This is a genomic window from Streptomyces violaceus (assembly GCF_036014075.1).
Classification (GTDB): Bacteria; Actinomycetota; Actinomycetes; order Streptomycetales; family Streptomycetaceae; genus Streptomyces; species Streptomyces violaceus.
The window spans coordinates 3168296-3188981 of record NZ_CP107911.1 but is presented as its reverse complement, the minus strand read 5'-3'; the positions used below and the strand labels follow the sequence as shown (position 1 = coordinate 3188981).

20 protein-coding genes are annotated in these 20686 nt (G+C 69.7%); 9 read left to right on the top strand and 11 right to left on the bottom strand.

The genetic code is table 11. The features are described 5' to 3' along the window. Positions 1-6: 6 nt before the first annotated feature. Positions 7-267: a type II toxin-antitoxin system antitoxin gene (locus OG542_RS14130; protein ID WP_311127543.1), complete on the bottom strand. Its 261-nt coding sequence runs from the start codon at positions 265-267 to the stop codon at positions 7-9. Continuing rightward, a complete protein-coding gene (locus OG542_RS14125; RefSeq protein WP_328411109.1) occupies positions 264-1199 on the bottom strand; it encodes an SPFH domain-containing protein in 936 nt (311 codons plus the stop codon). The genes OG542_RS14130 and OG542_RS14125 overlap by 4 nt, the downstream gene beginning before the upstream one ends. 261 nt (positions 1200-1460) lie before the next feature. Here OG542_RS14125 and OG542_RS14120 point away from each other — a divergent pair, with 261 nt between their 5' ends. After that, positions 1461-3749, top strand: coding sequence for a transglycosylase domain-containing protein (locus OG542_RS14120; protein ID WP_328411107.1), 2289 nt, complete (start codon positions 1461-1463; stop codon positions 3747-3749). Between the two features lie 58 nt (positions 3750-3807). Here the strand turns inward: OG542_RS14120 and OG542_RS14115 are convergent, their stop codons facing one another. The 4 genes from OG542_RS14115 to OG542_RS14100 form a co-directional block, all read right to left on the bottom strand. Then, on the bottom strand, positions 3808-5952 hold the full coding sequence (locus tag OG542_RS14115; protein WP_311127545.1) for a SpoIIE family protein phosphatase: 2145 nt from the start codon (positions 5950-5952) through the stop codon (positions 3808-3810). 298 nt (positions 5953-6250) lie between these two features. After that, positions 6251-6943 (bottom strand): cytidylyl-2-hydroxypropylphosphonate hydrolase, encoded by a 693-nt coding sequence (fomD, locus tag OG542_RS14110; protein WP_328411105.1) that lies wholly within the window; start codon positions 6941-6943, stop codon positions 6251-6253. Between the two features lie 83 nt (positions 6944-7026). Further along, entirely contained in the window at positions 7027-8430 is a 1404-nt protein-coding gene (locus OG542_RS14105; RefSeq protein WP_328411103.1) for a class II fumarate hydratase, read from the bottom strand. Between the two features lie 279 nt (positions 8431-8709). Continuing rightward, a complete protein-coding gene (locus tag OG542_RS14100) occupies positions 8710-10380 on the bottom strand; it encodes a fumarate hydratase (RefSeq protein ID WP_311127548.1) in 1671 nt (556 codons plus the stop codon). Positions 10381-10557: 177 nt separating this feature from the next. On the opposite strand from OG542_RS14100, the gene OG542_RS14095 reads away from it, so the two are divergent. Continuing rightward, positions 10558-11232 (top strand): DUF1707 SHOCT-like domain-containing protein, encoded by a 675-nt coding sequence (locus tag OG542_RS14095; protein ID WP_328411101.1) that lies wholly within the window; start codon positions 10558-10560, stop codon positions 11230-11232. Between the two features lie 174 nt (positions 11233-11406). Next, a complete protein-coding gene (locus tag OG542_RS14090) occupies positions 11407-11784 on the top strand; it encodes a WhiB family transcriptional regulator (protein WP_328411099.1) in 378 nt (125 codons plus the stop codon). Between the two features lie 122 nt (positions 11785-11906). Here the strand turns inward: OG542_RS14090 and glpX are convergent, their stop codons facing one another. After that, on the bottom strand, positions 11907-12941 hold the full coding sequence (gene glpX / locus OG542_RS14085) for a class II fructose-bisphosphatase (protein ID WP_184590906.1): 1035 nt from the start codon (positions 12939-12941) through the stop codon (positions 11907-11909). Between the two features lie 127 nt (positions 12942-13068). Here glpX and OG542_RS14080 point away from each other — a divergent pair, with 127 nt between their 5' ends. Further along, complete coding sequence (locus OG542_RS14080) at positions 13069-13593, top strand: DUF4245 domain-containing protein (protein ID WP_311127550.1); 525 nt, start codon at positions 13069-13071, stop codon at positions 13591-13593. Positions 13594-13664: 71 nt separating this feature from the next. On the opposite strand, the gene OG542_RS14075 is transcribed toward OG542_RS14080, so the two are convergent. The 3 genes from OG542_RS14075 to xseA form a co-directional block, all read right to left on the bottom strand. Next, positions 13665-14255, bottom strand: coding sequence for a malonic semialdehyde reductase (locus tag OG542_RS14075; protein WP_311127551.1), 591 nt, complete (start codon positions 14253-14255; stop codon positions 13665-13667). 124 nt (positions 14256-14379) lie between these two features. Further along, positions 14380-14625, bottom strand: a complete 246-nt coding sequence (locus OG542_RS14070) for an exodeoxyribonuclease VII small subunit (RefSeq protein ID WP_311127552.1) — start codon at positions 14623-14625, stop codon at positions 14380-14382. Between the two features lie 9 nt (positions 14626-14634). Continuing rightward, positions 14635-15843 (bottom strand): exodeoxyribonuclease VII large subunit, encoded by a 1209-nt coding sequence (gene xseA, locus OG542_RS14065; RefSeq protein WP_328411095.1) that lies wholly within the window; start codon positions 15841-15843, stop codon positions 14635-14637. A 99-nt stretch (positions 15844-15942) separates the two neighbouring features. Between xseA and OG542_RS14060 the strand changes: the two genes are divergently transcribed. Beyond that, complete coding sequence (locus OG542_RS14060; RefSeq protein WP_328411093.1) at positions 15943-16974, top strand: 4-hydroxy-3-methylbut-2-enyl diphosphate reductase; 1032 nt, start codon at positions 15943-15945, stop codon at positions 16972-16974. Positions 16975-17065: 91 nt separating this feature from the next. After that, entirely contained in the window at positions 17066-17812 is a 747-nt protein-coding gene (gene ppgK, locus OG542_RS14055) for a polyphosphate--glucose phosphotransferase (protein ID WP_328411091.1), read from the top strand. A gap of 28 nt (positions 17813-17840) precedes the next feature. Here the strand turns inward: ppgK and OG542_RS14050 are convergent, their stop codons facing one another. Continuing rightward, positions 17841-18446: a DUF6542 domain-containing protein gene (locus OG542_RS14050; RefSeq protein ID WP_328411089.1), complete on the bottom strand. Its 606-nt coding sequence runs from the start codon at positions 18444-18446 to the stop codon at positions 17841-17843. Between the two features lie 170 nt (positions 18447-18616). Here OG542_RS14050 and ychF point away from each other — a divergent pair, with 170 nt between their 5' ends. The 3 genes from ychF (at position 18617) to OG542_RS14035 (ending at position 20399) form a co-directional block, all read left to right on the top strand. Continuing rightward, the gene (gene ychF, locus OG542_RS14045; RefSeq protein WP_184590891.1) at positions 18617-19705 is read left to right on the top strand and encodes a redox-regulated ATPase YchF; all 1089 of its coding nucleotides are present in this window, start codon (positions 18617-18619) and stop codon (positions 19703-19705) included. A 161-nt stretch (positions 19706-19866) separates the two neighbouring features. Next, the gene (locus OG542_RS14040; RefSeq protein ID WP_193481158.1) at positions 19867-20148 is read left to right on the top strand and encodes a type II toxin-antitoxin system Phd/YefM family antitoxin; all 282 of its coding nucleotides are present in this window, start codon (positions 19867-19869) and stop codon (positions 20146-20148) included. After that, the gene (locus OG542_RS14035) at positions 20145-20399 is read left to right on the top strand and encodes a Txe/YoeB family addiction module toxin (protein WP_073443650.1); all 255 of its coding nucleotides are present in this window, start codon (positions 20145-20147) and stop codon (positions 20397-20399) included. Before OG542_RS14040 ends, OG542_RS14035 begins: the two co-directional genes overlap by 4 nt. Positions 20400-20686 lie beyond the last annotated feature (287 nt).

Here is a 20686-nt window from a genome sequence, read left to right as displayed (position 1 = left end):
GGCCGTTCAGTCCGACGGGGGTCCGGTGGCGGAGCCCCCGGGTGGCCGCCCACGCCGGGGTAGTGGTCCGGTCTCCCGCGGCAGCCTCCCGGCATCGGCCAGCGCCTTCCGCAACAGGAACTCGATCTGGGCGTTCGCCGACCGCAGCTCGTCCCCGGCCCACCGGGCCAGCGCCTCGTACACCGCCGGGTCCAGCCGCAGCAGCACCTGCTTGCGCTGCTGCTGCGGCCGGCGCTGAGGGCCCGGACCCTCGGGAGGGACGGTCACTGGTAGAGGGACCCGGTGTTGAGGACCGGCTGCGCGGCGCGGTCCCCGCACAGCACCACCATGAGGTTGGAGACCATGGCCGCCTTCCGTTCGGAGTCCAGCTCCACGATGTCACGCTCGGTGATCCGGGCGATCGCGGCCTCGACCATGCCCACCGCTCCGTCCACGATCTGGCGCCGGGCCGCGACGACCGCTCCGGCCTGCTGCCGCTGGAGCATCGCCGAGGCGATCTCGGGGGCGTACGCGAGGTGCGTGAAGCGCGACTCGATGATCTGCACGCCGGCCGCCTCCACGCGCGCGTGCAGTTCGACGGCGAGCTTCTCGGTGATCTCCTCGGCGTTGCCGCGCAGCGAGAGGCCGTCCTCCTCGTGCGCGTCGTAGGGGTACTCGATGGCGATGTGCCGCACGGCCGCCTCGGTCTGGGTGGAGACGAACTCGATGTAGTCGTCCACCTCGAAGGTGGCCTGGGCGGTGTCCTCGACCCGCCACACCACGACCGCGGCGAGCTCGATCGGGTTGCCGTAGGCGTCGTTGACCTTCAGGACGGCGGTCTCGTGGTTGCGGACCCGCGTCGAGATCTTGGTGCGCGAGGTGAGCGGGTTCACCCAGCGCAGACCGTCCTCCCGGATCGTCCCCCGGTAGCGGCCGAAGAGCTGGACGACACGGGCCTCGCCGGGCGCCACCATGTTCAGCCCGCACATGGCCAGGAACGCCGCGAGGGCGACCAGGATGCCGCCGATGATCAGGCCGGCCTTCGCGCCGGTCCCGTTCACCGCCGTGGCGGCCGCGATCAGCCCGGCGCCGGCCAGCAGTCCGAGCAGGCCGAGGAGCAGGGCGAGCCCGCCGCCGATGCTGTGCGCGGTGAACTCCCGTACGCGTGGGGCCGGCATCTCGGGTACGTCGGCGGTGACCTGCGTGTCGTGTGTGGACATGGGTGAATCCCCCGTTCTTTCCGCGGAGCCATCCTGCATAGCATCCGTCTATCTAAGTGATATCACTTTATCGCGTCCTGGCAACCCTTCGGGTGTCTCGAACGTCGGTTCCGTTGGGATGGGTGCTGATTGTCACGTCCGCAAAGGGCCGGATCGGCAGCCCTATCTCTTATCTCCCGGTGTTAGCTTTCTGAGCTGACCTGAGCGGCGAACCTGTGTGACGTGTGAGCACACTTGAACGAAGCGGAGCGGATCGGACCCATGGGACGAGCGGAAGAGAGACGCGCCCGACAGCGCGGTGGGCGCCGGGCGGCACCCAAGAGCCACCGTTCGTCGGCCGCGGCCGGGAAGGGCGCCATACGCAGGCTCTTCACCTGGAAGAAGATCCTCGGCACCTTCTTCGGCCTGTGCCTGCTCGGCATGGGCGCCTTCATCGTGCTGTACATGGTGATCGACATTCCCGAGGGGAACGCCGACGCCAAGCGGCAGAGCAACATCTACAAGTACAGCGACGGCTCGATCATGGCCCGCGACGGCAAGGTCAACCGTGAGGTCGTCGACCTGTCCAGGGTCCCCAAGGAGGTCGGGCGGACCTTCGTCGCGGCCGAGAACAAGACGTTCTACAAGGACGCCGGCGTCGACCTCAAGGGCACCGCCCGCGGCGTGTTCAACACGCTCTCCGGCCGCGGCGCCCAGGGCGGTTCGACGATCACCCAGCAGTACGTCAAGAACTACTACCTGACGCAGGAACAGACCGTCACGCGCAAGCTGAAGGAACTGGTCATCTCGCTGAAGCTGGACCGGGAGAAGTCCAAGGACTACATCCTCGCCGGCTACATCAACACCAGTTACTACGGCCGCAACGCCTACGGCATCCAGGCCGCCGCCCAGGCCTACTACCGCACCGACGCCGAGGACCTCACGGTCGCGCAGGGCGCCTACCTCGCCGCGCTGCTCCAGGCCCCGAGCCAGTACGACTGGGCGGTCGCCTCCGAGGGCGGCAAGAAGCTGGTCAAGGCCCGCTGGAACTACGTCCTGAAGAACATGGTCGAGGAGGGCTGGCTGAGCCAGTCCGAGCGTGACGCCATGAAGTTCCCGGTGCCGAAGGAGCCCAGGCCCGCCCCCGGCATGGAGGGCCAGAAGGGCTACCTGGTCAACGCGGCCAACGCGACCCTGGAGAAGCAACTCGTCGCGGAAGGCACCGCGAGCAGCCGCAAGGAAGCCGAGGCGCTGGTCAACGCCGGCGGCTGGACCATCACGCTGAACGTCGACAAGAAGAAGCAGGCCGCGCTGGAGAAGTCCGTCCAGCAGCAGCTGAACAGCGAACTCGACCCCGACAAGCGCGAGGTCGACGCGGACGTGCAGGCCGGTGCCGCGTCCGTGAACCCGAAGACGGGCGCCGTGGTCGCGATGTACGGCGGCGCGGACTACTTCAAGCACTACGTGAACAACGCGACCCGCACCGACTACCAGCCCGCCTCCACCTTCAAGCCGGTCATCCTGGCCGCGGCCCTGGAGGAGCGGGCGAAGACGCAGGACGGCGAGCCGATCACCGCGAAGACGGTCTACGACGGCACCAGCAAGCGCCAGGTCATGGAAGACGGCAGCAAGGTCGGCTTCGCCCCCGAGAACGAGGACGACCGGAACTACGGGCCCATCAGCGTCCAGACCGCGATGAACAAGTCCGTCAACTCCGTCTTCGCGCAGATGGGCGTCGACGTCGGCATGTCCGACGTGGTGGACGTCGCAGGCAAGCTCGGCATGGACACCGAGAACATGGAGGCCGTGCCCGCTCAGACCCTGGGCAGCATGGGCGCGAGCCCCCTGCAGATGGCCGGGGTCTACGCGACCCTCGACAACCACGGCAAGAAGGTCACGCCGGCCCTCGTGAAGTCGGCGGAGCACCTGAACCAGACGGTCACCATGCCCGACCCGGTCGGCGACCAGGTCATCAGCCCCGAGGCCGCCGACTCGGTGACCTCGGTGCTGACCGGCGTGGTCGACGACGGCACCGCCCAGGACTCCGTGCGCAACAACCCCGAGCGCGACGGCCAGCAGGTCGCGGGCAAGACGGGAACGTCCGACAACAACAAGTCGGCCTGGTTCACCGGCTACACGCCCGGCCTGGTCACCTCGGTCGGCCTGTTCGGAGAGGACAACAAGCCCCCGTACAAGCAGGTCCCGATGTACAAGGCCGCAGGCAAGCCCCGCGTCGACGGCGGTGGCTTCCCGGCGCGGATCTGGGCGGCGTACACCTTCGGCGTCATGGGCGACGTCACCAAGTTCGACCTGGACACCCAGCAGGGCGCTGCCGTCCAGCCGACGTGGACGCCGACGCCCACGCAGTCGGAGACCGAGGAGCCCACCCAGGAGCCGACCACCGAGGAGCCGTCGTCGTCCCCGCCGCCGACGACGGAGGAGCCGAGCAGCTCGCCGCCGCCGACTCCGTCGACGTCACCGCCGACCTTCACCCCGCCGACGGCCCCGGAGACGACACCGCCGACCGACGGCGACCCGTTCGACCCGGTCAAGCCGGGCGACGAGGAGTAGGAGACGCGAAAGGGCGCCCGGCATCATGCCGGGCGCCCCTTCGCTGTGATCCGCGCGTTCAGTTGCGGTTGAGCTCGAACCAGACGACCTTGCCCGTGCTGAGCCGGGTCGCGCCCCAGCGCCGGGCCATCCGGTTCACCAGGTACAGCCCGCGTCCGCCCTCGTCGGTGGCGCGGGCCTGCCGCAGGCGCGGCAACTGCGGGACGTCGTCCCCCACTTCGCAGCGCAGGACATCCGTCCGCAGCAGGCGCACGGTGACCGGCCGGGTCGCGTACCGCACGGCGTTGGTGACGACCTCGCTGACCAGCAGCTCGACGGAGTCGCTGAGTTCCTCCAGGCCCCAGCGCTGCAGCGCGCGCCGGGCCAGCCGGCGGGCCCGGCCGGGGGCGGCGTCCTCCGGCTCCAGGAACCAGTACGCCACGTCGCTGGGCGCGATCCCGTCGAAGCGGGCGGCGAGCAGCGCGATGTCGTCGTCCCGGTCGCCCGGGCCGAGCATGTCGAGCACCTCGTCGCAGAGCGCCTCGAGGGGCGGCGGATGGTCGGGGCCGGTGAGCTGCGCGGTCGCGGCGAGCTTCTCGCGCAGCTGCTCGATGCCGGTCCACACGTCCCTCAGGCGCGACTCCACCAGGCCGTCGGTGTACAGCAGCAGGGTCGCGCCGGCGGGCGCGTCCAGCTCCACCGCCTCGAAGTCGACGCCGCCGACCCCGATGGGGGCACCGGCCGGCACGCGCAGCACCTCGGCGCGGCCGCCCAGGTGGAGCAGGACGGGCGGCGGGTGACCGGCGTTGGCGATGGTGATGCGGTGCGATACCGGGTCGTAGACGGCGTACAGGCAGGTCGCCATGCGGTCCACGCCGAGGCGCTGGGCCTGTTCGTCGAGGTGGTGCAGGACCTCCTGCGGCGGCAGGTCGAGGCCCGCGAGGGTCTGGGCCGTGGTGCGCAGCTGGCCCATGATGGCGGCCGAGGTCATGGAGTGGCCCATGACGTCACCGACGACCAGGGCGACCCGGCTGCCGGGCAGCGGGATCGCGTCGTACCAGTCGCCGCCGACGCGTGCGGTCTCCGCGGCCGGCAGGTAGCGGGAGGCGAGCCGCACACCGGTGGGGCGGGGCAGCGTCTCGGGCAGCATGGTGCGCTGGAGCTCGTCCGCGATGTACGCCTCGCGTCCGTACAGCACGGCCTTGTCGATGCCCAGGGCGCTGTGCGTGGCCAGCTGGGCGGCCACCAGCAGGTCGTCCGGTTCGAAGGCGACGCGCTCGGGGCGGCGCAGGAACAGGGCGGCGCCGATGACCCGGCGCCGGCCGCGCAGCGGGGCGAGGATCGCCCGCTGTCCGTCCGGTACGGCGAATGCGCCGCCTTCACCGAGCAGTTCGGGCAGCGCGGCACGGGCCGCGGGAGCGTCGGTGAAAACCGGGCGCACGCCCCGCAGGACCTCGGCGAGCGCGCTGCCGGGCCGCACCTCGCACAGCTCGGCGCCGACCGTGTCCAGCTCGTCGGGTTCGGGCTGTGTGGCCGGCTGGAAGCCGTTCTCGGTGTCGCGCTCCGCCGGTATCCGGTCGGTGCGGCGCAGCCGCAGCACCAGCGGGCCGGTGGGCCGCTCGTCGCCGACGGGCAGCGGGTCGCGCAGATAGACCAGGATCGCGTCGGAGAAGGTGGGCACGGTGGCCCGGCACAGCCCCATCACGATCTCGTCGAGATCGATGCCGCGGGCGATCCGCCGGGTGGCGGCGCCGACGAACCGGAGCCGGTCGCCGTCCCGCCGCATCGGCGTGGGCCGGCCGGGCGGCAGGCTCTGGCCGCTGCGGCGCTCCTGCCCCTCGGGATTCGGGGCCGGCCGGTCCTGCTCGTCGGCCGGCTGGACCGGAATTCCCTCGGGGGCGGGGCGCGGCCGCGGGGTCTCGCGCTCGGCGGTCTGCTCGGCACCCGGCTGGGAGTGCTCGGAGGCGGGGTCGCTCACGGTGTCCTTGCCCTTGCCGAACGGCGTGGAGGTGCCCGGCTCCGAGGTGCCCGGCGTGGTGTGCGCCGTCGTGACCGGAACGGTGGCGTCGCCGCCGGAGCGGCCCTGCACCGGTAAGGCGCCCGAGCCGGGCGCGCGCGCCGGTGTCGAGGTATGCGCGAGCGCCCCGCGGGGATCCGCGGGGTCGATGCCCGTCTGCGGGCGTTCGAAGGAGGTCGGCTGCTCCGTCACGCGTGTCGAATCCATCCGTCCGGGGCTGCACGCCAGAGGTGCAGGTGGTCCCGCCGAAACTCAGATACCCGGAATACGTGCCCCAGGAACGGAATTCCCGCGTGGTCAGAGGTTGTTCCTGTGCCACCGGCGGACCGTCTGCGGTCCAGGGGGCCTGCGGAGGCCCTGCCGGTGTTGCCCTCGTACCCCTCGCTCACGTCCTGCCGCCCCTCGGTGACGATCGGTCAAGCCCAGCGCGTGCTCCGGTAATTGCCACCGCGCGCCCTTGCGGAGGACGATCCTACGTTTCTTGCCCGGGGGCGCAGCAAGGGTCTCATGAGGACACATGCGCGGGCGTACGATCCCAGTCCTCCGGAAGTGACGGTACCGCCCAGGACGGATCCGGGCGCCAGTGCTGCCAGCCTTCCGAGAACGGCGGCCCCCACGCGCGGATCGCCTCCACCGCGGCCTGCCCCGCAGCTCGTACCTTTTCCGCCTGTTGGTCGTCCATCAACCCGTCCCGCCGGGCCTGGGCGAACTCGTCCTCGTCCCGCCAGTGCCAACTGCGGTCGGGATGGACGGAAATGTCCAGAAAGTGGTCTACGGAGTCGACGCCGCCCTCCCAACGGGCCAACGGCTCCTCCAGGTTCACGTACCAGTTCTTGAACCGCCAGCCCGGATCCCAGAACAGCCACACCGACCAGGGCTCGCCGGGCCGGGCCAGCTTCAGGACACCCGTACCGAACCACCGGTCGCGCTGCACGGTGCGCGGCTTGGTGTAACGCGACTCCAGCGGCTCCAGGTGCACAGGGGTGCCGTCGGCGAGCACGGGCTTCACACACTCGGTGCCGGGCGCCAGCCACACGGCGAGCAGATCCGCGTCGTCCCGTACGACGGTGACGGGACGCGCGATGTGCAGATGCGCGCCGCCGTTCTCCCGGTACCGCCACAGGATCCGGCTCCCGGGCGCCCAGAAGCCTGCCGCACCACCCGTTTCCACGCGTCTCACCGCTCCACCCTCTGCCATGAACAGATATTAGGTGCCGTAGGCATACGACGCTGCGGCGCGTGTCACGGTTCACGCGCCGGGCGTACTCGCTCCTCGAATCGTCACGGGTGCGTCATCCGCAGGACATCCAGAGCCTCGTCGAGCTGCTCCCTGGTCAGGTCGCCGCGCTCCACGTACCCGCTGTCCAGGACGACCTGACGGATGGTCTTCCGCTCCGCCAGCGCCTTCTTGGCCACCTTCGCGGCCTCCTCGTACCCGATGTACTTGTTGAGCGGAGTGACGACGGAGGGGGAGGACTCGGCGTACTCCCGCGCCCGCTCGCGGTCGGCGGTGACGCCGTCGACGGTCCGGTCGGCGAGCAGCCGCGAGACGTTGGTGAGCAGCCGGATCGACTCCAGCACGTTCTTCGCGATGACCGGCAGCATGACATTGAGCTCGAAGTTGCCGGCGGCACCAGCCGTGGCCACGGTGGCGTCGTTCCCGACGACCTGGGCCGCCACCATCAGCACGGCCTCCGGAATGACCGGATTCACCTTGCCCGGCATGATCGAGGAGCCGGGCTGGAGGTCGGGCAGGGCGATCTCGGCGAGGCCGGTGCGCGGTCCCGAGGACATCCACCGCAGGTCGTTGGCGATCTTCGTCAGCCCGACCGCGATGGTCCGCAGCTGCCCGCTGGTCTCGACGATGCCGTCCCGGGCGCCCTGTGCCTCGAAGTGGTCCCGGGCCTCGGTCAGGGGCAGCCCGGTCGTCCGGCCGACCTCCTCGATCACGGCGGCGGAGAAACCGGGCGGGGTGTTGATGCCGGTGCCGACGGCCGTGCCGCCGAGGGGCAGTTCGGCGAGCCGGGGGAGGGAGGCCTCGAGTCGCTCGATGCCGTACCGCACCTGAGCGGCGTACCCGCCGAACTCCTGCCCCAGCGTCACGGGTGTGGCGTCCATCAGATGGGTGCGCCCCGACTTCACGACGTCGGCGAACTCCTCGGCCTTGCGCCCGAGGGCGGCCGAAAGATGCTCCAGGGCCGGGACGAGATCGCGGATGACCGCGGCGGTGGCGGCGATGTGGATCGACGAGGGGAAGACGTCGTTCGACGACTGGGAGGCGTTCACGTGGTCATTGGGGTGCACGCTCCTGCCCAGCCGCTCGGTCGCCAGGGTGGCGATGACCTCGTTGGTGTTCATGTTGGACGAGGTCCCGGACCCGGTCTGGAACACGTCGACCGGGAAGTGCTCGTCCCACTTGCCCTCGGCCACCTCGGCGGCGGCCCCCTGGATCGCCTCGGCGATCTCCTTGTCCAGGACCCCCAGCTCGGCGTTGACCTTGGCCGCCGCCCCCTTGATCCGGGCCAGCGCCTCGATGTGCGCCCGCTCGATGCGCTGCCCGGAGACGGGGAAGTTCTCCACCGCACGCTGGGTCTGGGCCCGCCACTTGGCGTGGGCGGGGACCCGGACCTCGCCCATGGAGTCGTGCTCGGTGCGGTACTCGGTCCTGTCCTGCTCGTCGGTCATCGACGATCACCTCCACGTGGCACAGCGTCCGCGACGCGACCACTGTTCCCCGTGGAGGCGAACCGTCACCCCTGTTCTCAGGCGAGTCCGGGTCCCCGTACCGGAATGGACTTGCACCCTCCCCCAGCTGAAGCAGGGGGATTGCTGGCTCAGGAGGCCCGACCGGTCAGCGACCAGCGGGGTCTTACTCCCTCAGCACCAGCCAGGACGGAACCTGCCCGGTTGCCCGAAAGCATTGCAATGCGCCGGCTTTGGCTCTCGCTCAGCGTGTTGTGCGCACTACGCCAGCCCAGGGCCCCGCACAGGGATCGACGTGAACGTCGGCGCCGGAGCCGGGTCCTGGAAGAAGTCGTTGCCCTTGTCGTCGACGACGATGAACGCCGGGAAGTCCTCGACCTCGATCTTCCAGACGGCCTCCATGCCGAGCTCCTCGTACTCGACGACCTCGACCTTCTTGATGCAGTCCTGGGCGAGGCGGGCGGCCGGGCCGCCGATGGAGCCGAGGTAGAAGCCGCCGTGGCTGCCGCAGGCGTCCGTGACCTGCTTGCTGCGGTTGCCCTTCGCCAGCATCACCTTCGAGCCGCCGGCCGCCTGGAACTGCTCCACGTAGGAGTCCATACGGCCGGCCGTCGTCGGGCCGAAGGAGCCGGACGCGTATCCCTCCGGCGTCTTCGCCGGACCCGCGTAGTACACCGGGTGGTCCTTCAGGTACTGCGGCATCTCCTCGCCCGCGTCCAGCCGCTCCTTGATCTTGGCGTGCGCGATGTCACGCGCCACGACCAGCGGCCCGGTGAGCGACAGCCGCGTCTTCACCGGGTACTTCGTGAGCTCGGCCAGGATCTCGTCCATCGGCTGGTTCAGGTCGATCTTGACCACGTCGCCGTCGGACGCGAGCTGCTCGTCCGTCGTCTCCGGCAGGAACCGGGCCGGGTCCTTCTCGAGCTGCTCCAGGAAGACGCCCTCGGCCGTGATCTTCGCGACGGCCTGGCGGTCGGCGGAGCAGGACACCGCGATGGCGACCGGGCAGGACGCCCCGTGCCGCGGCAGCCGCACCACGCGCACGTCGTGGCAGAAGTACTTGCCGCCGAACTGCGCCCCGATCCCGATCTTCTGCGTCAGCTCGAAGACCTTCTGCTCCAGGTCCTCGTCCCGGAAGCCGTGCCCGAGCTCCGAACCCTCCGCCGGGATCTCGTCCAGGTAGTGCGCGGAGGCGTACTTCGCCGTCTTCAGCGCGTACTCGGCGGACGTACCGCCGACCACGATCGCCAGGTGGTACGGCGGACAGGCGGCCGTACCCAGCGAACGGATCTTCTCCTCCAGGAACTTCATCATGGAGGCCTCGTTCAGAACGGCCTTCGTCTCCTGGTACAGGAACGACTTGTTGGCCGAACCGCCGCCCTTGGCCATGAAGAGGAACTTGTAGGCGCCGCCGTCGGTCGCGTACAGCTCGATCTGCGCCGGGAGGTTGGAGCCCGTGTTCTTCTCGTCCCACATGGTCAGCGGGGCCATCTGCGAGTACCGCAGGTTCAGGTTCTGGTACGCGTCGTAGATGCCGCGTGACAGCGCCGCCTCGTCGCCGCCCTCCGTGAGCACGTTCTGTCCGCGCTTGCCCATGACGATCGCCGTGCCGGTGTCCTGGCACATGGGGAGGACGCCAGCGGCCGCGATGTTCGCGTTCTTCAGCAGGTCCAGCGCCACGAACTTGTCGTTGCCGGACGCCTCGGGGTCGTCGATGATGCGGCGCAGCTGCGTGAGGTGGGCCGGGCGCAGGTAGTGCTGGATGTCGTGGATGGCCTCTTCGGCGAGCTTGCGCAGCGCCTGAGGCTCCACCTTGAGGAAGGTCCGCCCGTCCGGCCCCTCGACCGTGGAGACACCCTCGGAGGTCACCAGCCGGTACGGGGTGGTGTCCTCGCCCTGGGGGAGCAGATCGGTGTACGCGAACTCAGGCATCTCGCCCATTCCTCACTCGACAGACGCGGCCCGCCTCCTTTGGCGAGCGTCCACCAGCGTAGAACCTGCCTCTGACGGCGAGCTTGTGAGGTAAGGCTCAGTTCGTCACGGTCAGGGGGTCGCAAAGGCCGCGAGCGGGGGGTGTCGCGATCTATCGTGTTTGGGTACGCTGCTGCCGTGGACCTTCAGAAGCAGACCGCGCCCGCCGGCTCCGAGCTCCGCGCCTCCGACGCCGAGCGTGACCGCATCGCCGACATCCTGCACGACGCCCTCGCCGAAGGCCGGATCACCGCGGACGAGCACGCCGAGCGTGTCGACGGGGTGCTGCGCGCCAAGACGGTCGGCGAGCTGGAGGTGTTCATACGGGACCTGCCCGCCGCCCATCGTCAGGCCCCCGCTCCGGCCCCGTACCGCCCGACCGCCGGCGCCATTCCGATGGACCCGGACGACAACGTGGTCGCGATCTTCAGCGGAGCCGTCCGCAAGGGCCGCCGGCGCGCGGGCCGCCGTATTCACGCGTACGCGATCTTCGGCAGTGTCGAGATAGACCTCAGTGAGGCCCTCTTCGACCACCAGCAGGTCGTGATCAAGTCGTTCGCGGTCTTCGGCAGTGTCGACATCCGGGTCCCGGAGAACGTGTCGCTGCGGGGCATGGGCGGTGGCGTGCTCGGCAGCTTCGAGGTGGACACCCTCGACTCGGGCGACCCGGAGGCCCCCGTCGTCTACGTGGACGGCTGGGCCGTCCTGGGCAGCGTCGAGGCGCGGCCCCGGCGCGGCAGGTTCGTCGCGGACATCCTGGACCGGGTGCAGCGCAAGGTCGACAAGAGTTTGCGCAAGCACCTGGATCATTGACAGTCGCGAATCCGCCCCGGGTCTGGAGCAAAACGGTGCACCGGTGACACGGCCCCACGGACCTTGCGAACGGGGCGAATCCAGCGGTTCGGAACTCAGTGCATAGGCGCGCGTACAGCGGGTAGGCCTTGCTGCATCGTCTCTCGCTCGCGAAGCCGTCGTCAGGAGTAGACCGTGCTGCAACCGCCGCATTCGTCCCTGCAGGTAGCTGCCGTTCCGGCCCCGCGGGTGCCAGCGCGAGACAGGGATCAAGACGCCCCGTGGCACACCGAGGCGGTGTGCCGGCGGGACGAAGCAGGCCTGTTCTTCGCTCCCTCCAAGGAGCCCACCGCGGCCCGGCTCTCCCGCGAGGAGGCGGCGAAGCGGGTCTGCGCCCGCTGTCCGGTGATGATCGAATGCCGCGAACACGCCCTGCTCCAGCCCGAACCGTACGGCGTCTGGGGCGGCCTCACCGCCGCGGAACGCCGCGTGGTCCTGGCCCGGCGCCGCCGCCGCGACCTGGAGCTGAAGAAGGCGGCCCGTTCGTCGGACCGCATAGCCGCGGCAGGCTGAGCGACAGGGAAAGAGGGCGCCCCCACCGCACCGGGGACGCCCTCTTTTTCAGCGGATCTCTTGAGAGTCGAGGTTCGGAAGAGCCGAGGTTCGGAGCGAACGTCGGCCTTCGGAGCGTGGGGCTACTTCCCCTTGTCGAAGTCGATCGCGCTGTACGCCCGCAGCTTGCTCAGCCGGTGCTCGGAATCGATCCTGCGGACCGTGCCCGACCGCGACCGCATCACGATCGAGTCGGTCGTGGCGGTCTCCGCCCGGTAGCGAACCCCCCGCAGCAGCTCACCGTCCGTGATCCCGGTCGCCACGAAGAACACGTTCTCGCCGGTGACCAGATCCTCCGTGGTCAGCACCCGGTCCAGATCGTGTCCCGCGTCGAGCGCCCGCTGCCGCTCCTCGTCGTCCTTGGGCCACAGCTTGCCCTGGATCGTGCCGCCCAGGCACTTCACGGCACAGGCCGAGATGATGCCCTCCGGCGTACCGCCGATGCCGAGCAGCAGGTCGACGCCCGTGCCCTCGCGCAGCGCCAGGATCGAGCCGGCCACGTCACCGTCGGAGATCAGCCTGATCCGCGCACCGGCCTCACGGATCTCCTTGATGATGCCCTCGTGCCGCGGCCGGTCCAGGATCACCACCGTCACGTCCTCGGGCGTGGACCGCTTGGCCTTGGCGACCCGGCGGATGTTCACCGACACCGGCGCGTTGATGTCGACGAAGTCGGCCGCTTCGGGGCCGGTGACGAGCTTGTCCATGTAGAAGACCGCCGACGGGTCGAACATGGAACCGCGCTCGGCCGCGGCCAGCACCGCGATCGCGTTCGTCATGCCCTTCGCGGTCAGCGTGGTGCCGTCGATCGGGTCCACGGCGATGTCGCACTCGGGCCCGGTCCCGTCCCCGACGCGCTCCCCGTTGAAGAGCATGGGGGCCTCGTCCTTCTCGCCCTCGCCGATGACGACGACGCCGTTCATCGAGACGGTGGAGACGAGGGTCCGCATGGCGCGCACCGCGGCGCCGTCGGCGCCGTTCTTGTCGCCGCGTCCCACCCAGCGGCCCGCGGCCATCGCCGCTGCCTCGGTCACCCGGACCAGTTCCAGGGCGAGGTTGCGGTCGGGGGCCTCGGAGGGCACATCCAGTTCGGACGGCAAGTGATGATGCTCGGTCATCGGAGCGCACCTTTCTGTACGACGACGGCCGGATGAGGGCTTTGTCGCCCGACTCTATCGCCGAGACCGCAAAATGAGCAGGGGCCCCCACGGATGAGCGCTCCGGAGACCTGCGACGATAGGGGGCGTGGCAGGCACGAACGGCAAGCAGAAGACGGCGCGGGACATGATCCTCTCCATGGGTGTCATCGTCCTCGTGGCGGGCTTCGTTTATCTCTTCATCCCGCACGACGACAGTCCGCGCGAGCCCAAGGCGGTCGACTACCGGGTCGAACTGCTCACGGCACGCCGCGCCGCCTCGTACCCCGTGGCCGCGCCCGAGGGCCTGACCGACTCATGGAAGGCCACCTCCGTCCGCTACCAGGGCGATGACTTCGACACCTGGCACCTCGGCTTCCACGACCCCGAGGGGGAGTACGTGGCGGTCGAGCAGTCCACTCAGCGGCGCCCCGTCTTCCTCGACGAGGCGACCCAGGGCGCGCGGGAGACCGGGAAGACCGAGAAGATCGCCGGCCGCACGTGGACCCGCTACGAGGGCGGCCGCTACGACGCGCTGGTCCTCGAGGGCACCAAGGGCTCGACGACGGTCGTGACGGGCACCGCGTCGTTCGCGCAGCTGACGAAGATGGCCGAGGCGCTGAAGACGAAGTGAGCCGCGTACTCGCGTAGGCGCGGAGAAGGCCCCCGGCACTGCCGGGGGCCTTCTCCGCGCCTACGCGGGGCTCAGACCGTGGTGACGACCTGGTCGAACTCCAGGCGCGGGGAGCGCGGGTACCAGGCGTCCGGGCCCGGACGGCCGATGTTGACGATCATCAGCGGGGAGTGGTCGTCGTCCAGGAACTCCTTGCGCACGCCCTCGAAGTCGAAGCCGGTCATCGGGCCGGCGGCGAGACCGGCGGCGCGGACGCCGACGATGAAGTACGCGGCCTGGAGCGCGGCGTTCAGTCCGGCGGCGTTCTCACGGACCGGGCGCTCGGTGAAGAAGACGTCCTTGATCTGCGGCGCGGCCGGGAACAGGTGCGGCAGTTCCTCGTGGAACTCGTTGTCCGCGGAGAGGATCGCGACCAGCGGGGCGCTCGCCGTCTTGGCGCGGTTGCCCTCGGCCAGGTGCGGCACGAGGCGCTCGCGGGCCTCGGGGGAGCGGACCAGGGTGATGCGCAGCGGGGTCTGGTTGAAGGCCGTCGGACCGTACTTGACCAGGTCGTAGATCGCCTGCACCTGCTCATCGGTCACCGGCTCGTCGGTGAAGGCGTTGGCGGTGCGGGCCTCACGGAACAGCAGGTCCTGGGCGGCGGGGTCAAGAACGAGGGACATGAATGCACTTTCTCGCGACGGTCGGTCCGGAAGATCGGCTGACGTCTCCGACCGTACGCGAGTGAAGTTCAACGTTCAACTAACCTGAGGGTGTCGTGTGTCACCCCGCACCGACCGGCTCGATCTACTCGGTGTCCTCGTCCTCCGCGGCTTCCTCCGCCAGCGCCGCGTCCAGCCGCGCCCGCGCCCCGTCCAGCCAGCGTCGGCAGACCTTGGCCAGCTCCTCGCCGCGCTCCCAGAGCGCGAGGGACTCCTCCAGCGTCGTACCGCCCGCCTCCAGGCGCCGGACGACCTCGATCAGTTCGTCCCGCGCCTGCTCGTACCCGAGCGCCTCGGACGTGCCCGGCGTCTCATCAACCTCGCTGGTCATCCACCCACCCTATGCGTCCACTCGTACGGAGAACTCACCCTCGGAGACCCGGGCGCGCAGCGCCTCGCCGGCCTCCACCTCGCCGGGATCGCGGACGGCGTGCCCGTCCGCCTTCTGCAGCACGGCGTACCCGCGCTTCAGAGTCGCGGCGGGGGAGAGGGCCACCACGCGCGCGTGCGTGTGCGTCAGCTCCGAGTCGGCCCGGTCGAGCTGGTGCCGCAGACAGCGCCGGCCCCGGTCGAGCAGGTCCGCCACGTGGTCGGCGCGCTCGTCGATCATCCGGTGCGGGTCCTGGATCGACGGCCGCGCGAGGGCATGGGCCAGCCCTCGCTCCTCCCGCTCGACCAGCGCCGCCACGCACCGCCGCGCCCGGTCCCGCAGCAGCCGCACGCGCTCGTACTCCTCGCCGACGTCCGGTACGACCTTCTTGGCGGCGTCGGTCGGGGTGGAGGCGCGCAGGTCGGCGACGTGGTCGAGAAGCGGGTTGTCGGGCTCGTGGCCGATCGCGGACACCACGGGCGTACGGCACTGGGAGACCGTCCGGATCAGCTGCTCGTCGGAGAACGGCAGCAGATCCTCCACACTGCCGCCGCCCCGCGCGACGATGATCACGTCGACGTCCTCGATCGCGTCGAGCTCCTTCACGGCCTGCACGACCTGCGGCACGGCGTGCACACCCTGCACGGCGACGTTGCGTACCTCGAAGCGGACGGCGGGCCAGCGGTGCCGGGCGTTCTCCAGGACGTCACGCTCGGCGGCCGAGGCCCGTCCGCAGACCAGCCCCACGAGCTGCGGCAGGAACGGCAGCGGCTTCTTCCGCTCCGGCGCGAACAGCCCCTCCCGCGCGAGGGTCTTCTTCAGCTGCTCCAGACGCGCGAGCAGCTCACCGACGCCGACGGGCCTTATCTCGGCGGCCCGCAGCGACAGCTGCCCACGCGGGGCGTACCACTCCGGCTTCGCGAGGACGACGACCCGGGCGCCCTCGCTCACCACGTCCGCGACGGCGTCGAAGACCTGGCGGTAGCAGGTGACGCCCACGGAGATGTCGTGCGACGGGTCGCGCAGCGTCAGGAACACCACACCGGCGCCCGGCCGCCGCGACAACTGCGTGATCTGCCCCTCGACCCACACCGCCCCGAGCCGGTCGATCCACCCTCCGATCAGCCGCGACACCTCACCGACGGGGAGCGGGGATTCGGCAGATGTGTTGAGAGCCATGCCCGCGAGGGTAGTGGGCGCCGCTGACAACGAGGCTCAGCGGTCTTCCCGGTGACTCCACACCGACGCGATCTCCGACCCGCCGAACGCGGCCTTACGATGGGACGCATGTCTGCTTCGCCTGGCCGCCGTGTCCTGCTCGCCGCCCCCCGTGGCTACTGCGCGGGTGTGGACCGCGCCGTCATCGCCGTCGAGAAAGCGCTGGAGCAGTACGGGGCTCCGGTCTACGTCCGGCATGAGATCGTCCACAACAAGTACGTCGTGCAGACCCTGGAGAAGAAGGGCGCGATCTTCGTCGAGCAGACGGAGGAAGTGCCCCCGGGGAACATCGTCATGTTCTCCGCACACGGCGTTGCCCCTGTCGTCCACGAGGAGGCCGAGCGCGGCCGCCTCGCCACCATCGACGCCACCTGCCCCCTGGTCACCAAGGTCCACAAGGAAGCCGTCCGGTTCGCAAGCGAGGACTACGACATCCTCCTGATCGGCCACGAGGGCCACGAGGAGGTCATCGGCACCTCCGGCGAGGCCCCCGAGCACATCCAGCTGGTCGACGGGCCGGGCGATGTCGCGAAGGTCGAGGTCCGCGACCCGTCCAAGGTCGTCTGGCTCTCCCAGACCACGCTGTCCGTCGACGAGACCATGGAGACCGTCGACGCGCTGCAGGAGAAGTTCCCGCAGCTCATCTCCCCGCCCAGCGACGACATCTGCTACGCCACGCAGAACCGCCAGCTGGCCGTGAAGCAGATGGGCGCCGAGTCGGAGCTGGTCATCGTGGTCGGCTCCCGCAACTCCTCCAACTCCGTGCGGCTCGTGGAGGTCGCCAAGCTCGCGGGTGCGCGCGAGGCGTACCTCGTGGACTTCGCCGACGAGATCGACGAGGCCTGGCTGGAGGGCGTCTCCACGGTCGGTGTCACCTCCGGTGCCTCCGTCCCGGAGATCCTGGTCGAGCAGGTCCTGGAGTACCTCTCCCAGCGCGGCTTCGAGGACGTCGAGATCGTCAAGGCGGCCGAGGAGTCCATCACGTTCTCCCTGCCGAAGGAGCTGCGCCGCGACCTGCGCGAGGAGGCCGCGACGCTGGCCGCCGAGCGCGGTGGGGCCGGGACCGGAACCGGTGAAAATTCCGGGGAGTGATCGGGGAGCGGCCGGGGAGTGCTCGGGGAGCCCTCGCGTGAGGACCGCCATCCGGCCGGTGACTGTCCGTCCTACGTCGTAACGTAGGGCCATGCAGATCTTCGGTGTGGACGTCGGCGGTTCCGGGATCAAGGGCGCCCCGGTGGACCTGGAAAAAGGCGACCTGGCGCAGGAGCGCCACAAGGTCCTCACCCCGCACCCGGCCACGCCCGACGGGGTGGCCGACGGCGTCAAGCAGGTCGTCGACCACTTCGGCTGGACGGGCCTGATCGGGGTCACGTTCCCGGGCGTGGTCACCGACGGAGCCATGATCCGTACGGCGGCCAACGTCGACGACAGCTGGATCGACACCGACGCGCGCGTGCTGCTCGGCGAGCGGCTGGGCGGCCTGCCGGTGACGGTGGTGAACGACGCGGACGCGGCGGGCGTCGCCGAGATGCACTTCGGCGCCGGCCGCGGCCGACGCGGCACGGTGATCGTGCTCACTCTCGGCACGGGTATCGGCAGCGCGGTCTTCGTCGACGGCGTTCTCGTCCCCAACACCGAGCTGGGCCATCTGGAGCTGGACGGGCACGACGCGGAGAAGCGGGCCTCCAGCAAGGCCCGGGAGGACCACGACATGACGTGGGAGCACTGGGCGTCGCACCGCGTGCGCAAGTACCTCGCCCACGTCGAGATGCTGTTCTCGCCGGAGCTGTTCATCATCGGCGGCGGAGTCAGCCGCAAGTCCCACAAGTTCCTGCCCCACATCGAGGGCATCAAGGCGGAGATCGTCCCGGCGCAGCTGCAGAACAACGCGGGGATCGTGGGGGCGGCGATGCGCGCGGCCGGACACTAGGGCCCGGCGGGCACCACACCGGCAGGCGTCACACCGGCGGACGGGCCCCGGCTGCCGCCGTCCGCCGCCGGTGCATCAGCCGGATCCGCCGGACGATGACGATGAGCCCGGCGACGAGCGTCCCCCCGTACAGCCACCCGGCCTGCGTGGCGAGCGCCGTCACCAGTCCCATCAGCCTGCCGCCGGTCCCTCCGTCGCCGTCGGCCATCGGCAGCAGTCCCACGGCGAACGCGATCGGCACGACGACGGGCGCGATCATCAGATCCCCCCGGCGCACCCAGACCGCGGTCAGCACACACACCGGCAGGAACAGCACGCCGTACGCCGTCAGCGACGCCCCGAACAGCACGGCGCTCAGCCCGCCGAGCAGGAACATCACCAGTCCGCAGAACAGTCCGCTGCCCAGCCCGGTCAGCCGTGGATTCGGCAGCCGTCCCGCATGGGGTGCCGCCGGCGCGGACGAGGTCCGCCGTACGGCCGCCGGACGGCGCTGCGCCCCCGGCGCCCGCTCTCCCCGCTCGGCTCGCACCGCCGCCTCACTCTCCGCCCCCCGTTTCGCCTGGGGCGGCAGGGACGATCTCGGCCGGTCGCGTCGCGGTCCGTACCGGGCAGGTCGCGTCCTGTATTGCTCCACTGCACCAACGTAGGTCGTTTAATGTGCCGAATGGCCCTTCAGACACGCCGTGAGCCGGGGCTTGGCCAAGCGTTCGACAGGTCGCCGGGCCGGTTGCGGGTACGCCGTAGACTGGTGGATCGGCCGGTCCCCTGGCCCCCTGGCCCTCTCCACTCACGGGAAGTCGCAACGTGTCGCTCACGATCGGAATCGTCGGTCTGCCGAATGTCGGCAAGTCGACCCTGTTCAACGCCCTGACCAAGAACGACGTGCTGGCGGCCAACTACCCGTTCGCCACCATCGAGCCGAACGTGGGCGTCGTCGGCGTCCCCGACCCGCGGCTCGGCAAGCTCGCCGAGATCTTCAAGTCGGAGAAGGTCCTCCCGGCCACGGTCGACTTCGTCGACATCGCGGGCATCGTGCGCGGCGCGTCCGAGGGTGAGGGCCTGGGCAACAAGTTCCTGGCGAACATCCGCGAGTCCGACGCGATCTGCCAGGTCATCCGCGCCTTCGCGGACGAGAACGTCGTCCACGTGGACGGCAAGGTCTCGCCCAAGGACGACATCGAGACGATCAACACCGAGCTGATCCTGGCGGACCTCCAGACGGTCGAGAAGGTCCTCCCGCGCCTCCAGAAGGAGTCGCGCATCAAGAAGGACATCGCCCCGAAGGTCAAGGCCGTCGAGGAGGCCAAGGAGATCCTGGAGAAGGGCGACACCCTCTTCTCGCACGGGATCGTCCAGGGCAGCGAGCGCAACGAGCTCCTGCACGACCTGCACCTGCTCACGACCAAGCCGTTCCTCTACGTCTTCAACGTCGACGAGGACGAACTGGTCGACGAGGACTTCAAGAACGAGCAGCGGGCCCTGGTCGCCCCCGCCGAGGCGATCTTCCTCAACGCCAAGCTGGAGGCGGACCTCGCCGAGCTCGACGAGGACGAGGCCCTCGAACTCCTCCAGTCCGTCGGCCAGGACGAGCCCGGCCTCGCCACCCTCGCCCACGTCGGCTTCAACACCCTCGGCCTCCAGACCTACCTCACGGCCGGCCCCAAGGAATCCCGCGCCTGGACCATCAAGAAGGGCGCCACGGCCCCCGAGGCGGCCGGAGTCATCCACACCGACTTCCAGAAGGGCTTCATCAAGGCCGAGGTCATCTCCTTCGGCGACCTGGTGGAGACGGGCTCGGTGGCGGAGGCCCGCGCGAAGGGCAAGGCGCGCATGGAGGGCAAGGAGTATGTGATGCAGGACGGGGATGTCGTGGAGTTCCGCTTCAACGTGTGAGCGGGTTGCTAGCGCCACGTTGGTGGCCTGGCAAACATGCATTTCAGGTGGGGTCGACTCTTCCGGGAGTCGGCCCCTCTCTGTTTCCCGAGCTGGGATGGTGCTGGGACCTTGTGAGAGTGGTACGTTATTTGGTACCACTCGACGGAAGAGGTCAGCCCATGTCCATAACTGCGAGCGAAGCCCGCAAGGCTCTCTTCCCGCTGATCAAGAAGGTCAACGACGATCACGAGGCCATCGAGATCGTCTCCAAGCACGGCAACGCCGTGCTCGTCTCGGCCGAGGATTACGCGGCGCTGCGCGAGGGCTCGTACCTGCTGCGCTCGCCTGCGAACGCTCGGCGGCTGCTCAAGGCGTACGAGAATGCCCTGGGCAACATCAACGTGTCGGAGCGTGAGCTGATCGATCCTGATACGGCGGCCCCGGACGCGGGTGCCGAGTGAGGCTTGTCTTCGAGGACCAGGGCTGGGAGGACTACACGTCCTGGCTCAAGAACGACCGCAAGATGCTCGCTCGGATCAACAAGCTCATCGAGGACGTCAGGCGGGACCCTTTCACTGGGATCGGCAAGCCCGAGCCGCTCAAGTACCACTTGCCCGGTGCGTGGTCGAGGCGGATCGATGACGAGCACCGCCTGGTCTACCTGGTCACGGACAAGGAGATCGTGATCCTCGCGGCGCGCTATCACTACTAGACGTCGGGATGGAACTCGGGCGATCCCCGTGTCGGGGTTCCTGTCGAACCGCTCCCGCAGCGCGATCGATTCCTGTTTCCGGCCTCGCACGCCCGTCACCGACGGGACGCCATGGAACACGGCGCGGCCTGGTCGAGGCAGCGGGCTCGACTTCACCCCGGGTACGGCTCGGTGGCCACGCAGAAGTCCCGGAAGCTCGTCCAGACCTAGCGTGCGGCAGGCGAGCCGGCGGTCTCCGGACCACGCCACGGCATGACATGACCCGGACTCACTTCAGGCTCGGGTTC